General features: G+C 68.2%; 15 protein-coding genes. 7 read left to right on the top strand and 8 right to left on the bottom strand.

Going from position 1 to position 14,894, the window contains the following annotated elements; translation table 11 throughout:
• Positions 1-33 precede the first annotated feature (33 nt).
• Positions 34-399 carry a hypothetical protein gene (locus J3R73_RS02745; RefSeq protein ID WP_307422156.1) on the top strand — a complete coding sequence of 122 codons (366 nt, stop codon included), beginning with the start codon at positions 34-36 and terminating at the stop codon, positions 397-399.
• Between the two features lie 45 nt (positions 400-444).
• Here J3R73_RS02745 and J3R73_RS02740 read toward each other — a convergent pair whose 3' ends face one another.
• On the bottom strand, positions 445-1,356 hold the full coding sequence (locus J3R73_RS02740) for a DMT family transporter (protein WP_307422154.1): 912 nt from the start codon (positions 1,354-1,356) through the stop codon (positions 445-447).
• 120 nt (positions 1,357-1,476) lie between these two features.
• Between J3R73_RS02740 and J3R73_RS02735 the strand changes: the two genes are divergently transcribed.
• Positions 1,477-2,343 carry a LysR substrate-binding domain-containing protein gene (locus J3R73_RS02735; protein WP_307422152.1) on the top strand — a complete coding sequence of 289 codons (867 nt, stop codon included), beginning with the start codon at positions 1,477-1,479 and terminating at the stop codon, positions 2,341-2,343.
• On the opposite strand, the gene J3R73_RS02730 is transcribed toward J3R73_RS02735, so the two are convergent.
• Positions 2,344-2,970, bottom strand: a complete 627-nt coding sequence (locus tag J3R73_RS02730) for an SDR family NAD(P)-dependent oxidoreductase (RefSeq protein ID WP_307422150.1) — start codon at positions 2,968-2,970, stop codon at positions 2,344-2,346.
• Positions 2,971-3,349: 379 nt separating this feature from the next.
• Here J3R73_RS02730 and katE point away from each other — a divergent pair, with 379 nt between their 5' ends.
• Complete coding sequence (katE, locus tag J3R73_RS02725) at positions 3,350-5,467, top strand: catalase (RefSeq protein WP_307422147.1); 2,118 nt, start codon at positions 3,350-3,352, stop codon at positions 5,465-5,467.
• A 93-nt stretch (positions 5,468-5,560) separates the two neighbouring features.
• Here the strand turns inward: katE and J3R73_RS02720 are convergent, their stop codons facing one another.
• Positions 5,561-6,775, bottom strand: coding sequence for a ubiquinone biosynthesis hydroxylase (locus J3R73_RS02720; protein WP_307422144.1), 1,215 nt, complete (start codon positions 6,773-6,775; stop codon positions 5,561-5,563).
• Positions 6,776-6,840: 65 nt separating this feature from the next.
• On the opposite strand from J3R73_RS02720, the gene tesB reads away from it, so the two are divergent.
• On the top strand, positions 6,841-7,707 hold the full coding sequence (tesB, locus tag J3R73_RS02715) for an acyl-CoA thioesterase II (protein WP_307422143.1): 867 nt from the start codon (positions 6,841-6,843) through the stop codon (positions 7,705-7,707).
• A 21-nt stretch (positions 7,708-7,728) separates the two neighbouring features.
• Here the strand turns inward: tesB and J3R73_RS02710 are convergent, their stop codons facing one another.
• The 3 genes from J3R73_RS02710 to J3R73_RS02700 all read right to left on the bottom strand — a co-directional run bounded on the left by J3R73_RS02710 (position 7,729) and on the right by J3R73_RS02700 (position 8,884).
• On the bottom strand, positions 7,729-8,061 hold the full coding sequence (locus tag J3R73_RS02710) for a hypothetical protein (RefSeq protein ID WP_307422141.1): 333 nt from the start codon (positions 8,059-8,061) through the stop codon (positions 7,729-7,731).
• 179 nt (positions 8,062-8,240) lie between these two features.
• Positions 8,241-8,585, bottom strand: a complete 345-nt coding sequence (locus J3R73_RS02705) for a DUF167 family protein (RefSeq protein WP_307422139.1) — start codon at positions 8,583-8,585, stop codon at positions 8,241-8,243.
• Between the two features lie 8 nt (positions 8,586-8,593).
• Complete coding sequence (locus J3R73_RS02700; RefSeq protein WP_307422137.1) at positions 8,594-8,884, bottom strand: YggT family protein; 291 nt, start codon at positions 8,882-8,884, stop codon at positions 8,594-8,596.
• Between the two features lie 126 nt (positions 8,885-9,010).
• Here J3R73_RS02700 and nthA point away from each other — a divergent pair, with 126 nt between their 5' ends.
• Positions 9,011-9,646, top strand: a complete 636-nt coding sequence (gene nthA, locus J3R73_RS02695; protein ID WP_370879837.1) for a nitrile hydratase subunit alpha — start codon at positions 9,011-9,013, stop codon at positions 9,644-9,646.
• Positions 9,646-10,461 (top strand): phosphate/phosphite/phosphonate ABC transporter substrate-binding protein, encoded by an 816-nt coding sequence (locus tag J3R73_RS02690; protein ID WP_307422135.1) that lies wholly within the window; start codon positions 9,646-9,648, stop codon positions 10,459-10,461. Before nthA ends, J3R73_RS02690 begins: the two co-directional genes overlap by 1 nt.
• Before the next feature lie 236 nt (positions 10,462-10,697).
• Here J3R73_RS02690 and J3R73_RS02685 read toward each other — a convergent pair whose 3' ends face one another.
• On the bottom strand, positions 10,698-11,873 hold the full coding sequence (locus tag J3R73_RS02685) for a cell wall hydrolase (protein WP_307422133.1): 1,176 nt from the start codon (positions 11,871-11,873) through the stop codon (positions 10,698-10,700).
• Positions 11,874-12,118: 245 nt separating this feature from the next.
• Between J3R73_RS02685 and gabT the strand changes: the two genes are divergently transcribed.
• Positions 12,119-13,438 (top strand): 4-aminobutyrate--2-oxoglutarate transaminase, encoded by a 1,320-nt coding sequence (gene gabT / locus J3R73_RS02680; RefSeq protein WP_307422131.1) that lies wholly within the window; start codon positions 12,119-12,121, stop codon positions 13,436-13,438.
• Between the two features lie 230 nt (positions 13,439-13,668).
• Here the strand turns inward: gabT and J3R73_RS02675 are convergent, their stop codons facing one another.
• Entirely contained in the window at positions 13,669-14,667 is a 999-nt protein-coding gene (locus J3R73_RS02675; protein WP_307422129.1) for a Gfo/Idh/MocA family protein, read from the bottom strand.
• Positions 14,668-14,894: the final 227 nt, after the last annotated feature.

Here is a 14,894-nt window from a genome sequence, read left to right as displayed (position 1 = left end):
TGTAAGAGTTGAGACTGGGGCTATTGTCGATCCATGGAACACGCATCGCTCGTCGCCTTTCTGAAGGGTGATCTCACACCGGAGGCCTTCGGTCGAGAGATAGAGGCTGAGGTCCATGCCTGCGATCAGGGCTGCAAATCTGAGGGCGTGGGATACATTATTATCACCGATGGCCCAGCGGAAGTGGTTACCCGCGACCACGCGAGAAGGCTCCTTCAGGCCCTGCTCGTGAACCGGCTGTCTTTTCTCGCAGCGAACTATACCGCCGAATGCCTGATCATGAGTGATGACTTCGAGTTTGCCGATGCAGCGGTCACAGCGGCGATAGCGCTCGTAGCGGATGACAGCAGATCTCCGACGTCGGAAGAGACCGAAGTCGCTCTCGCGGCATTGGACTGAGCGCGACGTCGCTGCGCCGGCAAACAAGCAATTCGTCCATGCCGCCTATCGCTGCGACAGCACGACCGCGCCGAGGATGAGGGCGCCGCCGACGATCTGGTCGAGGTTCATCGCCTCGCCGAAGATCAGGAAGGCGAGCGCCGCCGAGAGGATCGGGTGCGAGAGCAGGATGACAGCCACGACGCTCGCCGGCAGGCGGCCGATGCCGACGGCGCTCAGGCCCTGGCCGAGCACCTGGCAGACCAGGCCGAGCGCCACCACCGCCGCCCAATTGCTCCAGCCCTGCGGCCAGAACCGGCCGTCCCCGCCGGCGGCCGACAGGCCGAGCAGCACGATGCCGGCCATGACGGTCGAGACCAGCGTCACGTCGGCCGCGCCGCGCGTCCTGCGCGCCACGCGCAGCGCCACCAGATAGAAGGCATAGGTCAGCGCCGAGCCGACGGCGAACACGTCCCCGAGCCGCATGGCGAAGCCCGAGCGATAGGCGCTGCTGGTGACGACGATGCCGATGACCGCGACAAGGAGCGCACCCAGCGCCGCAGGGCGGAGGCGGTCGCCCAAAAGGACGAAGCCCGCCGCCACCGAGACGACCGGCGCGAGGTTGGAGATGAAGCTGGCATTGGCGACCGAGGTCAGCGGCAACGCCGCATGGTAGCAGACGAGGTCGAAGGCGAACGCCACCCCGGCGAGGAGCGCCGCCAGCAGCCCGGGACGGGCGAGGCCCGACACGCGGCCGGGCTGCCGCTCGGCCCGCGACCACAGGATCAGCACCGGCAAGGCGAAGACAAGCCGCCAGAAGGCGCTCGCGGCCGGATCGAGGCCGGCGAAGCGGATCAGGATCGGCGACCAGGCGATCGCCATCACCGCGCCGGCCATGGCGCCGAGGGCCGCCGAATCCCGGGGCAGGCGCGCCTGTCCGCCGCTCATGGCAGCCGCGGTCGGTGTGAGTTCGCGCATGGGGCCGGCTCGCAGGTCGTGTGGCTGGAAAATTCTTGGCCGCAACCATAAAGCGTACTTTTAATAGCGTGAAACGAATGTATTATATGGTTCGATATCATTTTATTATGGATTGAACCGATGCGGCATTTCGATACCGACAGCCTGGAAACCCTGGTGACGATTGTCGATCGCGGCGGCTTCACCGCCGCCGGCGCCTCGCTCGGCAAGACGCAGGCCGCCGTCAGCGTCATCGTCTCGCGCATGGAGGCGCGCATCGGCAAGCGCCTGCTCGAACGCTCGCGCAAGGGCGTCACGCCCACCCTCGCCGGCGAGATCCTGATCGGCTATGCCCGGCGCATCCTCAGCCTGGAGGACGAGGCCCTGGCCGCCATCGGCGGCGACGAGGCCGAGGGCCGGGTGCGCCTCGCCGTGCCCGACGATTTCGTCGACATGATGCTGACGCCGCTGATCGGCGCCTTCTCGCGGCGCTTTCCGCGCGTGCAGCTGGAAATGCGCTGCGACCTGTCCTTCCGGCTCGAGCCGATGCTGGAACGCGGCGAGGTCGATCTCGCCATCGTCACCCGCGATCCGGTGCGGCCGGTCGGCGAATTGCTGCGGCACGAGCCGCGGGCCTGGTGCGCGGCGCGCGACCATCGCCCCGAATTGATCGATCCCCTGCCGCTCGCCATGTTCCCCGAGGGATGCCGCTGCCGGCCGTCCGCTTTGGCGGCGCTCGATGCGATCGGTAAGCCCTGGCGCATCGCCTATACGTCGAGCCACATGCCCGGCATCCATTCCGCCGTCAGCGCCGGCATGGCGGTCACCATCCTCGGCGTCTCCTCGATCCCCAAGGAATGGCGGCGCCTGGAGGAGGCTGACGGCTTTCCGGAGCTGCCGCCGCTCGACATCGCGCTCATTGTGCCGGACGCGGCGAGCGTCGCCACCCGGCGCTTCGCCGCCTTCCTGCGCGAAGCGATCCTGCAGCAGCCTTCGCTCGCCGCCTGATCAGGCCACGAAGGTCGCGCCGCTGATCCGCCCGGCCCGGACGGACAGGAGGAAGGCCGCGGCGTCGGCGAGGGCGCCGGCATCCTCTGTGGCGGGGGCCAGCAGGTTGACGCGGACGCTCCGCGTCGAAAGCTCCTCGGAAAAACGCCGCGCCATCTCGCCGAGCGCCGCCCGCGCCGCATAGGCCGGCCAGTCTTCCCCGGCCTCGCGGCGTCCGGCGAGCAGCAGCACGCTGCCGGCGGCGGCGATCACCGGCGCCGCCGCCTCGATCGCCTCGGCGGTGTGCCCGACATTGAGGGCGAGCGCCGCCTGCCAGGCAGCGCGCTCCTCGCCCGCGCCGGGCGCCATGCCGGCGTTGCAGACGAGGCCGTCGAGCCGCCCGAAGATCTCCACCACGCTGGCGATGAAGGCCGCGGCCTCGCCGGCGACCGCAAGGTCGCAGGCATAGGCGAGGCAGCGCCCGCCATGGGCCTCGATCGCGGCATGGGCGGCGGCGAGTTCGCCCGCAGACCGCGCCGCCACCGCCACGGCCGCACCCTCGGCCGCCAGACGCTCGGCCACCTTCAGGCCCAGGCCGCGCGAGGCGCCCGTCACGGCGATCACCTTGCCGGCCAATTCGAGATCCATGCCACGCCTCCCTGTGTCACGAGAGTGTCAGATGGCCGGAGCGAGGGCAACATCCCGCCTGCCGAACCCAGGGCAACGCGTTCAGGTTCATTTTCAACGGCCATCATGTCCGTCATCCCCGGCGAGCGAAGCGAGGAAAGGGGATCCATGACGGAGGGTGGCGTCCTGGCCCATGGATCCTCTTTCCTCGCCGAGGATGACGGTGCATTGCCGGGCAGCCCCGCCCCTCGCCGCATTTCCGGCCGCCGAACGCCCCGAAATTTTCGGGCCGCTTCCGGGGACCTTCGCCGTCCCCGAGCGTTAAATCAGCACATCGAGGGCCCGCAAGCGGCGGGCCGATGCGCCCCACGCACCATTGCTCCATTTCGAGAGGCCCCGCATGGCCAGTTTCCGCCAATCCGACAAACAGACCAAGGCCCAGTTCGCCGACGCGGCCGTCCTTCGCGGCGAAGGGGGCGAGACGCATCAGGTCGCCGGCAAAGACGTGCCCGTGCTGACGACGCAGCAGGGCGTCCCCGTATCGGACGACCAGAATTCCCTGAAGATCGGCCCGCGCGGACCCGCCCTCCTGGAGGATTTCCATTTTCGCGAGAAGATCTTCCATTTCGACCATGAGCGCATCCCCGAGCGCGTGGTGCATGCGCGCGGCTTCGGGGCCCACGGCTTTTTCGAAGCCTATGAATCGCTTGCGGACGTGACCTCGGCCGACCTCTTCCAGCGCGCCGGCGAGAAGACGCCGGTGTTCGTGCGCTTCTCCACGGTGGCGGGCAACAAGGGCTCGGCCGACCTCGCACGCGACGTGCGCGGCTTTGCCGTGAAGTTCTACACCAAGGAAGGCAATTGGGATCTCGTCGGCAACAACATACCCGTCTTCTTCATCCAAGATGCCATCAAATTCCCCGATCTCATCCACGCCGCCAAGCAGGAGCCCGACCGCGGCTTTCCGCAGGCGCAGACGGCGCATGACAATTTCTGGGACTTCATGTCCCTGATGCCCGAAACCATGCATATGGCGCTGTGGATCATGTCGGACCGCGCCATCCCGCGCTCGTTCCGCTTCATGGAAGGGTTCGGCGTCCACACCTTCCGCTTCGTCGATGGCAAGGGCAAGTCGACCTTCGTGAAATTCCACTGGAAGCCCAAGCTCGGCATGCAGTCGGTGGTCTGGAACGAGGCGCTGAAGATCAACGGCGCCGACCCCGATTTCCATCGCCGCGACCTCTGGGACGCGATCCAGACCGGCAATTTTCCGGAATGGGAACTCGGCCTCCAGCTCTTCGACGACGATTTCGCCGACAGCTTCGAGTTCGACGTGCTCGACGCCACCAAGCTCATTCCCGAGGAGCGCGTGCCGATCCGCCGCGTCGGCCGCCTCGTCCTCGACCGCACGGTCGACAATTTCTTCGCCGAGACGGAGCAGGTCGCCTTCCACACCGGCAATATCGTGCCGGGCATCGACTTCACCAACGATCCCCTGCTCCAGGGCCGCAACTTCTCCTATCTCGATACGCAGCTGAAGCGCCTCGGCAGCCCCAACTTCACGCATCTGCCGATCAACGCGCCGAAATGCCCCTTCCACACCCTGCAGCAGGACGGCCACATGGCCTTCCACAATCCGAAGGGACGGGCGAACTACGAGCCGAATTCCTGGGGCGGGGCGATGGGCGGCCCGCGCGAGGATCCGGACAGGGGCTTCCGCAGCTTTCCGGCGCCCGAGGCGGGCGACAAGCGGCGCGTCAGGGGCGAACTCTTCGCCGACCACTACAGCCAGGCCCGCCAGTTCTATGTCAGCCAGACGCCGGTCGAGCAGACGCACATCCAGGACGCCTTCGTGTTCGAGCTGAGCAAGGTCGAGACGCCCGCCATCCGCGCGCGCATCGTCTCGCATCTGATCAACATCCATCCCGATCTCGCCAGGAGCGTGGCCGAGGGGCTGGGGCTGAAGGACATGCCGAAGGCGGCGCAGCCGGCCCGCAAGGTGATCGAGGACCTGCCGCCCTCGCCGGTGCTGAGCATCGTCGCGAACGGGCCGAAGAGCTTCAGGGGCCGCAAGCTCGGCGTGCTGGTGAGCGACGGCGCCGACGCCGGCCTGCTCGACGCGCTGACCGCGGCCGCCGAAGCCCAGGGCGCGGTGGTCGAGCTCGTGGCGCCGCGCGTCGGTGGGGTGGCTCTCGGCGACGGCAGCCTGCGTCCCGCCAGGCAGAAGATCAATGGCGGCCCCTCGGTGCTCTACGACGCCGTCGCGGTCCTTCTCTCGGCAGAGGGTGCGAAAACGCTTCTCAACGAGGCCACCGCCAAGGATTTCGTCAGCGACGCCTTCGCGCATGCCAAGTTCATCGCCTTCTCGGCTGCAGCCCAGCCGCTTTTGGACAAGGCCGGCGTCCTGCCCGACGGCGGCTGCCTCGCGCTGAAGACGCCCGACGACGCCAAGCGCTTCGTCGCCCTGTGCGGCGAACTGCGGTTCTGGGAACGCGAAGCCAAAGTCCACGCGGTGTGACGGCACCGCGAACGAGGAATGGAGCGGCGGACAGCGGCGCCGCTCCGGGCGAGACGAAGCCGGCGCTCGACGGGCGCCGGCGCGGCCTCGGCGCTACTGCATCAGCCGGGGCACGCTGCCGCTGAGGCCGGCGGCCTCCTTGATGAAGAAGCGCTTGGCCATCGGCAGCCGTTCGACCAGGCCGAGACCGACGTCGCGCACCAGGCGCAGCGGGTCGAGATCGTTCGAGAACAGGCGGTTGAGCCCGTCGGTGACGAGGCCCATCGACACGGTGTCGAAGCGGCGCCAGCGCTGGTAGCGTGCCAGCACGTCCGGCGCGCCGATATCGAGCCCGAGCGTCGCCGCGTCGATGATGCATTCGGCCAGCGCCGCGGCATCGCGTATGCCGAGATTGAGCCCCTGCCCGGCGATCGGATGCACGATATGGGCGGCGTCGCCGACGAGGACCAGCCGGTCGGCGACGAAGCTGCGCGCGATGCGCATCGCCAGCGGGAAGGCCGCACGCGCGCCGATCACCGAGATCTCGCCGAGCCTGAGCCCGAAGCGGCGCTCGAGTTCGGCATGGAAGCCCGCATCGTCCAGGGCGACGATGCGTTCGGCCTCGGCGGTGCGCTCCGTCCACACCAAGGAGGAGCGGCGCCCGGTCAGCGGCAGGATGGCGAACGGGCCGGCGGGCAGGAAATGCTCCTCCGCGCGGCCTTCGTGATCGCGCTCATGCGCCACGGTGGTGACGATGCCGGATTGCCCGTAGTCCCAGCCATACATGGCGATCCCCGCCTGTTCGCGCAGGCGGGAGCGGCCGCCGTCCGCGGCGGCGATCAGCCGGGCCGCGAGCGTCTCGCCGGTCGAGAGGAAGGCGGTGACCCCGCCGCCTTCGACGGCGTAACGGGCGACCGAGGCGCCGCTGCCGACCAGCCTCACCCCGAGCGCCGCCGCGCGCGTCGCCAGGGCGTCGAGCAGGAGGCGGTTCTCCACCATGTGGCCGAAGGGCTCGCCCGGCTCGACATCGCCGCCGAAGGTCAGGAAGGTCGGCCGGATCGGGTCGTCGACCCGTGAATCGGTCACCACCATGTCGAGGATCGGCTGGCTTTCCGCGCGCACGCTGTCCCAGACGCCCAGGCGCTCGAAGAAGCGGCGGGCTCCGGCAGCGATGGCCGAGGCGCGGGCGTCGTGCGGCGGGGCGCGGCCGAGAACGGGATCGACGACCGCCACCTCGAAATCAGCGCCGAGTTCCGCCTTGAGCGCGATCGCGAGGCCGAGGCCGGCAAAACCGCCGCCGGCAATGACGAGATCGAGCCGGCTGTTCATTGTGCCTCCTCACGCTTGACAATCCTTCGAAGCCGGGGCTCGTCTGACCCATCAAGGAAAGTCAAATGCCCGACCCCGTCGACAATCTCCTCTCGATACTCGATCTCGAACAGCTCGAACACAATCTTTATCGCGGCAGGAGCCCGCAGGTCGGCTGGCAGCGGGTCTTCGGCGGCCTGGTGATCAGCCAGGCGCTGGTGGCGGCGAGCCGTACCGTCGACCCGGAGCGCCGCGTCCATTCCCTGCACGGCTATTTCCTGCGGCCGGGCGATCCCTCCGTGCCGATCATCTACGAGGTCGACCGCCTGCGCGACGGCAAGAGCTTCACCACCCGCCGCGCCATCGGCATCCAGCACGGCGAGCCGATCTTCTCGCTGTCCTGCTCCTATCACCGGCCCGAGGAAGGCTGGCATCACCAGGCGCGCATGCCCGAAGTGCCCGGCCCCGAGCAATTGCCGAGCGACACCGAGCTCAAGGAGCGCTTCCTGGCGCTGATGCCCAAGAGCGTGCGCGACTATTGGGAGCGCGAGCGGCCGATCGAGCTGCGGCCGGTCGACCTCACGCGCTATGTCGCCCGCATTCCGCAGGAACCGCGCCAATATGTCTGGATCCGCGCGGCCGGCGCGCTGCCGGCCGACCGCGCCGTGCACGAGGCGGTGCTCGCCTACGCCTCGGACATGACGCTGCTCGACACCACCCTCGTCGCCCATGGCAGGAGCGTGTTCGACCTCGACGTGCAGGCCGCCTCGATCGACCATGCCCTCTGGTTCCACGGGCCCCTCAAGATGGACGAATGGCTGCTCTATGCCCAGGAGAGCCCGTTCACCGGCGGGGCCCGCGGCTTCGCGCGCGGGCAGATCTGGCAGGACGGCCGGCTCATCGCCTCCGTCGCGCAGGAAGGCCTGGTGCGGCCGCGGCGGGAGAAACCATGATCCGGCGCGCCGCCGACGGCCCTATTGCGCGGTGAAGAAGGTCAGCAGCACCTTGCCCTTTTCCCCGATGAGGCAGACGAAGCGGTCCGGCTTGCCGGTGCTCTGGCCGCGCTTGATATAGGCCTCGCCCATGATCACCGACTTGACCGGCACGTCCTCGATCTCGGTGTTGGCGGACGACACCGCGAGGCTCTCGGGATCGACGATGAGGTCGGTAATCTCCGGCGCCTTCTGCTTCAGCGCGATCAGCCCCGTCGACTTGCAGGCGGTGACGGCCGGATCCTCGGCGGCCTGGGCCGCGCTCGCGCCGGCCAGCCCGGCCACGCCGATCACCATGGACAAAAACAACTTCATGCCGGTTCTCCCGATTGTTCCAGGCAGGAAATTGCCTGAAATATTCGAGACTTAACGCGGGCGTGGCCGTTTATGTTCCTACGGGTCCCATCCCAAGGGCAAGGCGATCGCCTCCGGCCGACGATCCCGGATCTGCGATGCGTCACGGCGCGCCGCGTCGCGTCCGGGACGACATCGCGTCAGAGGCGATCGCCCTGTCCGACGAGCGAGGCCAGCATCCGCTCCGCCGCCCCGCCGTCGCCCTCGATCAGCACGGTCTTCACCCGACTGGAGGCACCATGGGCGATCGACACCCGTGAGGCCGGCACCTTCAGGGCCTTGGCGAGCAGCTTGGCCAGCGCCTGGTTGGCCTCGCCGTCCGTCGGTGCGGCGCGCACCCGGGCGGTGAGGACGGCCTTGCCGTCCGCCAGGACCTCGATGCCGCCGAGGGCATCCCTGCCGCCGCGCGGCGTCAGCCGCACGGTGACGAGCAGGCCTTCGGCGACGAGCCGCCAGGGAGGGCCGGCTGCGGCCGCGGCCGACACCGGGCCGCTCAGAACACGTTGGGATAGATGTAATAGACGATGACGCGCTCGATCAGCATCACCAGGAGGATGACGATGAACGGGGTGAAATCGAGCGCGCCGAAACTGGGCAGCCGGCGGCGTATGGGCGCGTAGACCGGTTCTGTCAGCCGATACAGCGCGTCGCCGATGGCGACCACCATGGCATTGCGCCGGCTGATGATGTTGAACGCGATCAGGTAGGAATACACCACGGACGCCAGCACGACATAGACGTACAACTGAAGAAGAATGAGGACGATGTCGAGAATGGCGCGCATCGAAGCCTTCCGGGCAGATCACACTGGCTATGATCTAACGACATACCCCGCATCCGGCAAGGGCGCCCGGAACGATTGCCTCGCGCGGCGATCTCTGCGAAACAATGGCCAGAGGACATATCGGCCATGAGCGCGCATCACGACCACGACGACGACGGGCACGACCATCACGGCGCGCCGCCTTCGGCCATGGCCGAGCGCGTCCGGAAGCTGGAAGCCGTGCTGGTCGAGAAAGGCTATGTCGATCCGGCGGCGCTGGACGTCTTCATCGACACCTATGAGACCAAGGTCGGTCCGCGCAACGGCGCCCATGTCGTCGCCCATGCCTGGCGCGACGAGGAATTCCGCCATTGGCTGCTGGAGGATGCCACCGCCGCCATCGCTTCCCTCGGCTATTCCGGCCGCCAGGGCGAGCATATGAAGGTGGTCGAGAACACGCCTTCCGTGCACAACATGATCGTGTGCACGCTGTGCTCCTGCTATCCCTGGTCGGTGCTCGGCCTGCCGCCGGTCTGGTACAAATCGGCGCCCTACCGCTCGCGTGCCGTGATCGACCCGCGCGGCGTGCTCGCCGAATTCGGCGTCACCCTGCCCGCCGGAACCGAGATCCGCGTCTGGGATTCGACGGCGGAGCTGCGCTATCTCGTGCTTCCGCTCCGCCCCGACGGCACCAAGGGTTGGAGCGAGATGGCGCTGGCCCAGCTCGTCACCCGCGATGCGATGATCGGCACCGGCCTCGCCATCCAGCCGGGCGGGCTGTGATGGCCGCCTTCATCGCCAATGCCCGCATGTATGCGGTGACGCCGGAGGTCGAGGAAGCCTGGAAGGCGCTGCTCGGCCACGTCTTCGCCATGGCCGGCACCGATTTCGACTATGTGCCCTACCCGGCGCCCCAGCCGCTGGAGGTGCTGTGGGAGCGCGAGGATCTCGGCTGCGTCTTCATGTGCGGCTATCCCATCGCCTTCCAGCTCTCGGCCGTGGTGCCGATCGCCGCGCCCATTCCCGCCGGGCCCTGGGCCGGCGGCAAGCCGCTCTACCGCTCGGACCTCATCGTGCGGGCCGACAGCCCGTTCCAAAGGATCGAGGACACCTTCGGCCATCGCATCGGCTGGACGGTGGAGCATTCCCATTCCGGCTTCAACGCGCTGCGCCACCATTTGCTGGCCTACCGCACGCCCGACCGTCCGACGCTCTATGCGCAGGTGCGCGGCAACCTCGTCACCGCGCGCGGCATCCTCGACAAGGTGCTGGCCGGCGAGATCGACGTCGGACCGCTCGACGCCTATTGGCACGACCTGATCCGCGCGCACCGCCCCGACCTCACCGACGGCATCCGCGTCATCGGCAGCACCGGCATGGCGCCGATCCCCTCCTTCGTCGCCGTGCCCGGCCTGCCGGCGGAAACCGTCCTGCGCCTCAAGGCCGCCTTCGCCGCGGCGCATCGCCAGCCCTGGTTCGCCGATCTCGCGGCGACCTTGCGCCTGCAGGGCTTCGCGGCAGTGGAGCAGGACGATTTCGCCACGACGCTGGCCTGGGATCGCGAAGCCCGCGACCGCGGCTATCCGACCATCGCCTGAGCAGCGTCGCACCGATCGACCTCTTCCCATCCGGCCAGCGCGGCGTCTCCAAGACGGGCGATCGGTGATCGCCCCTCCATCCGCGGCAGTCTGCGCCGGGATGGACGCGGGCCGGGTCGATCACCGATCGACCTCTTCCCATCCCGCCAGCATTGTCATCCCGTGCGCACCTTGCAAAGGTGCGGTGCAGACACGGGACCGCAGGCGGAAGCAGCGCCTTCCTGCAGTGTCCGGATTCAATATAGCGGCTGCGGCTCCAGCGCCGAGCGCGGCTTGGCCGGACGGGGGGCGGACAGGCCGCCCATATCCGCCTCGACCGGCACGCTCTCGATCCGCACCGTCGGCACGGCGCGCGACTGCGCCACCACGGCGCGCGGTCGCTGGACCTTCGCCGGCTCCCGGCCCGGGGAACGCGGCTCGATGCCGCGCGGGCCCTGCTCGAAGCGGAACTGGGCGCCGGCAGGCTGCGCCATCTCGGACTCCGCCATGCGGCTGTGCCGCGGCGGCTCGGCAAGGCGGACCTCGCCGACCGAACCGCGCGGCCGCAAGGGCGGCAGCGCTTCCGGCAGCCTGTCGGCGTCCTGGCGATCATTCTGGGCGACCTGCATGCCGGAGGCACGGGCCCGCTTGGCCGGCTGGCCATGGCCGCGGACCGGCGGCAGCGCCTCAGGCGCGAAATCGGCGTCGTCCTGCCGATCGATCCGCGCCATCTGGGCGGAATGCGGCCGAACATGCTTCGCCGTCGCCGCACGCATCGGCGGCAGCGCGTCGCGCTGCCCGTCGTCATCCATGGTGTCGGCGACGAGCCGCGGCAGCGGCTGGGCCGCCACCGGCCGCGCATATTTGCGCGTCTCGCGCACCGCCACCGGCGCCGGCTCGGGAGCCGGCATCGGATCGGCCTGGGCCAGCAGGGTCGGCGCCTCCACCGGCTGTCCGCCCGGCGAGCGGCGCTTCTCGTAGAAGGCGTTGCCGCCCGCCACCGCCACGTAATGCATGTTGGAATAGGGATAGGTGTAGCCGGCGGTGTGGAAGAAATAGACACCGTTCATGCCCGGATAGCGCTTGCCGGCCAGGACGGCATCGGCGACGCGGTAGGCGCGGCCCCGGCCGGCATCGTTCATCTGCCGCGACAGCACGCCGGGGGCGAACTGCACGCGCTGCCCGACGACGCCGCAGATCGACCGCGGATAGCGGCCGGAATCGCGACGGTTCATCACCACCGTGCCGACCGCGAGCATGCCGTCGTCGCTGCTGCGGTTGGACTCGAAATACATCGCCCGCGCCAGGCAATCACGCTCATTGGTGACCTGGGCCGTATGCACGGCGGGAAAGAGGGCGCAGCCGCCAAGGCCGGACGTCGCCAGCGCAATCGCGAAGAGGCGTACGGCAGATTTGATGGTGTCTGTTTTCATGCGCTCGTTTGTGACCGTGGAAGGTTAACGACGGGTAATCTTTTATGTGGCGAAAATACAACCGAACTGCAAAACTTCTTCACATCGGTGGCTTTTTAACAGAATGGTTAGCTCTTCGTTGCCGCCGCGCCACAGATGAGCCGCATTTCATCCGGGCGCAAAAAAGGCGAACCCAAAGGCTCGGCCGGGCAGCGAGGCGTCTTTCCACCACCAGGACGACGTCTGCCGAACTCTGGAGAAAAACCATGGATGCTCCCGCCTCGAAGGCGCGCGGTGCCAACCGCACGCAGACCGACGAACTCCTCGAACGGCGCGCCAATGCCTTTTCGCGCGGCATGAGCGCCGGCCAGCCCGTCTTCGCCGCCAAGGCGAAAAATTCCGAGATCTGGGACGTCGAGGGCCGGCGCTTCATCGATTTCGGCGGCGGCATCGCCGTGCTCAACACCGGCCACCGCCACCCCCTGGTGATGAAGCGCGTCTATGAGCAGCTCGAGCGCTTCACCCATACCTGCCTGATGGTGACGCCCTATGAGCCGGCCGTGATGCTGGCCGAGAAGCTCAATGCGATCGCGCCCATCGCCGGCCCGAAGAAGACCATGCTGGTGACCACCGGCGCCGAAGCCGTGGAGAACGCCATCAAGATCGCGCGGGCCGCCACCGGCCGCTCGGACGTGGTGGTGTTCAGCGGCGCCTTCCACGGCCGCACGCTGCTCACCATGGCGATGACCGGCAAGGTGGTGCCGTACAAGACCAGGTTCGGCCCCTTCCCGCCCGGCATCTGGCGCGTGCCCTACCCGATCGAGCACAAGGGCATCTCCGTCGACGACACGTTCGAAGCCTTCAAATGGCTGTTCAAGACCGATGTCGACCCCAAGGCCGTCGCCGCCATCGTGATCGAGCCCGTGCAGGGCGAGGGCGGCTTCTATGTCGCCTCGAAGGAGCTGCTCCAGCGCCTGCGGGCGCTGTGCGACGAGCACGGCATCCTGCTCATCGCCGACGAGATCCAGTCGGGCTTCGGGCGGACCGGGAAATGGTTCGCGATGGAGCATTCCGGCGTCGAGCCCGACCTCATCACCACGGCCAAGAGCCTCGCCGGCGGCTTTCCCCTCGCCGGCATCGTCGGCAAGGCCGCCGTCATGGACGCGCCGGAGCCGGGCGGCCTCGGCGGCACCTATGCCGGCAATCCCGTCGCCTGCGCCGCCGCGCTCGGCGTGATCGAGGCCTTCGAGACCGAGGACCTCCTCGAAAAATCGCTCCGCCAGGGCGAGGCGATCCTCAAGCGGCTGAAGGCGATCAGGCGCCGCAAGACCGGCCGGCCGATCGGCGACGTCCGCGGCCTCGGCGGCATGACGGCGTTCGAGCTCGTCACCGCCCATGGCGGCGGCGACCCCGATGCCGCTGCGGCGAAGGCCCTCGCCGCCGACTGCCTGGACCGCGGCCTGATGATCCTCACCTGCGGCGTGTTCGGCGAGACGGTGCGCCTGCTCGCCCCGCTCACCATCCAGCCGCGCGTACTCAAGGAAGGCCTCGACATCCTGGAAGAAGCGCTGGTCTCGCCGAAATGACGCCGGGAGCGGGCTTGCTGTCGCTCTTGAAACACCGCGCCTGCCGCATGGGAAGAGCGACTGGAAGTCCGTAGGCGCAGACATATGCGCGAGATGGAGGGGCGATCACCGATCGCCCTTCTTTTTTGTCGCAAGCTCTGCATTTCCAGGATGGGCGATCGGTGATCGCCCCTCCATCGTCGCGCCTCCCACGGCAAGCTTGGCGCCAACGGACTGGAAGTCCGCGCTCCCTACGGCGTCTCCCACCGGCCGCTCTTCTCCGAGCGGAACAGCGCGTCGATGATCTTCATGTTCTGCACGGCGTCGGCCGGGCCGTAGGGCAGGTCGATCTCGCCGCGCACCACGGCCGAGAACACGTCCGCCTGCTCGGCATACTGGTCGACGGGATCGATGCGGGTGGCGACGGCCGAGGCGTCGCCGAGCTCGGAGCCGTCGTCGGTGAAGACCGTCACCGCCTCGGCCTGCGGCGCGTTGAAGGGAATGGTAACCTCGAAGCGCTTCCTGGTGCCGACGATGTCGACCCGCTGCAGCGGCGTCAGCTGGGTCGAGACGGTGAAGTCGGCCCGGCGGCCGTCGCCATAGTCCAGGATCGCCGAAGCGATGCGGTCGACGCCCAACACCGGGTCGCGGTCGATGAGGGCGATCACCCGCTGCGGCTCGGCCTCGAAGATGAAGCGGCTGGTGACGATCGGATAGCAGCCGATGTCCATGATGCCGCCGCCGCCGATATCGGCCTGGTTGCGGATATTGGCGGGGTCGGTGTTGAAATAGGAAAAGAAGCACTGGATAGCCCGGACCTCGCCGAGCTCGCCGGAGCGCGCCGCCTCGCGCGCCCTGAGCCATTGCGGATGGAAGCGCACCATAAAGGCTTCCATCACATGGATCCCCTTCGGCACCGCCAGCAGCCTTTCGGCATCCGTTGCGTCGAGCCCGATCGGCTTTTCGCACAGCACATGCTTGCCGGCGGCAGCGGCCTGGAGCGTCACCGGCACATGCAGGTGGTTGGGCAGGGGATTATAGATCGCATCGATGTCGGGATCGGCCAGCAGCGCCTCGTAGGAGCCATAGGCCTTGGGAATGCCGAGCGCATCGGCGGCGGCCCTCGCCCGCCCCTGGTCGCGTGAGGCGATGGCCACCACCTCGGCCGTGCGCGCCCGCTGAATGCCGGGAATGACCTTGCCCGTGCCGATCAGCGCGGTGGAAATGATGCCCCAACGTGTCTTCGCCATGCCGGCTCTCCAGGGATGGGATGAAAGCCCATCCATGCCATGGCCGCCGGAAGGGGGAAAGAGCCTTTCCCTGGACGGCGGGCGTCTCGCCCATAGGCGCTGACCTTGCGGGGAAAAGCGCGACCGTGGCGGGGCGATCACCCGATCGCCCCTCTTGGAAACGCGGCGCCTGCAGGAGAGAGGAAAAGGTCGATCGGGGATCGACCCTCCATCGCGTGTCTACGTCA

It is taken from the genome of Labrys monachus (assembly GCF_030814655.1).
GTDB lineage: Bacteria > Pseudomonadota > Alphaproteobacteria > Rhizobiales > Labraceae > Labrys > Labrys monacha.
Note: the sequence above shows the minus strand (reverse complement) of the source record. Positions and strands in the feature narration are given on the sequence as shown.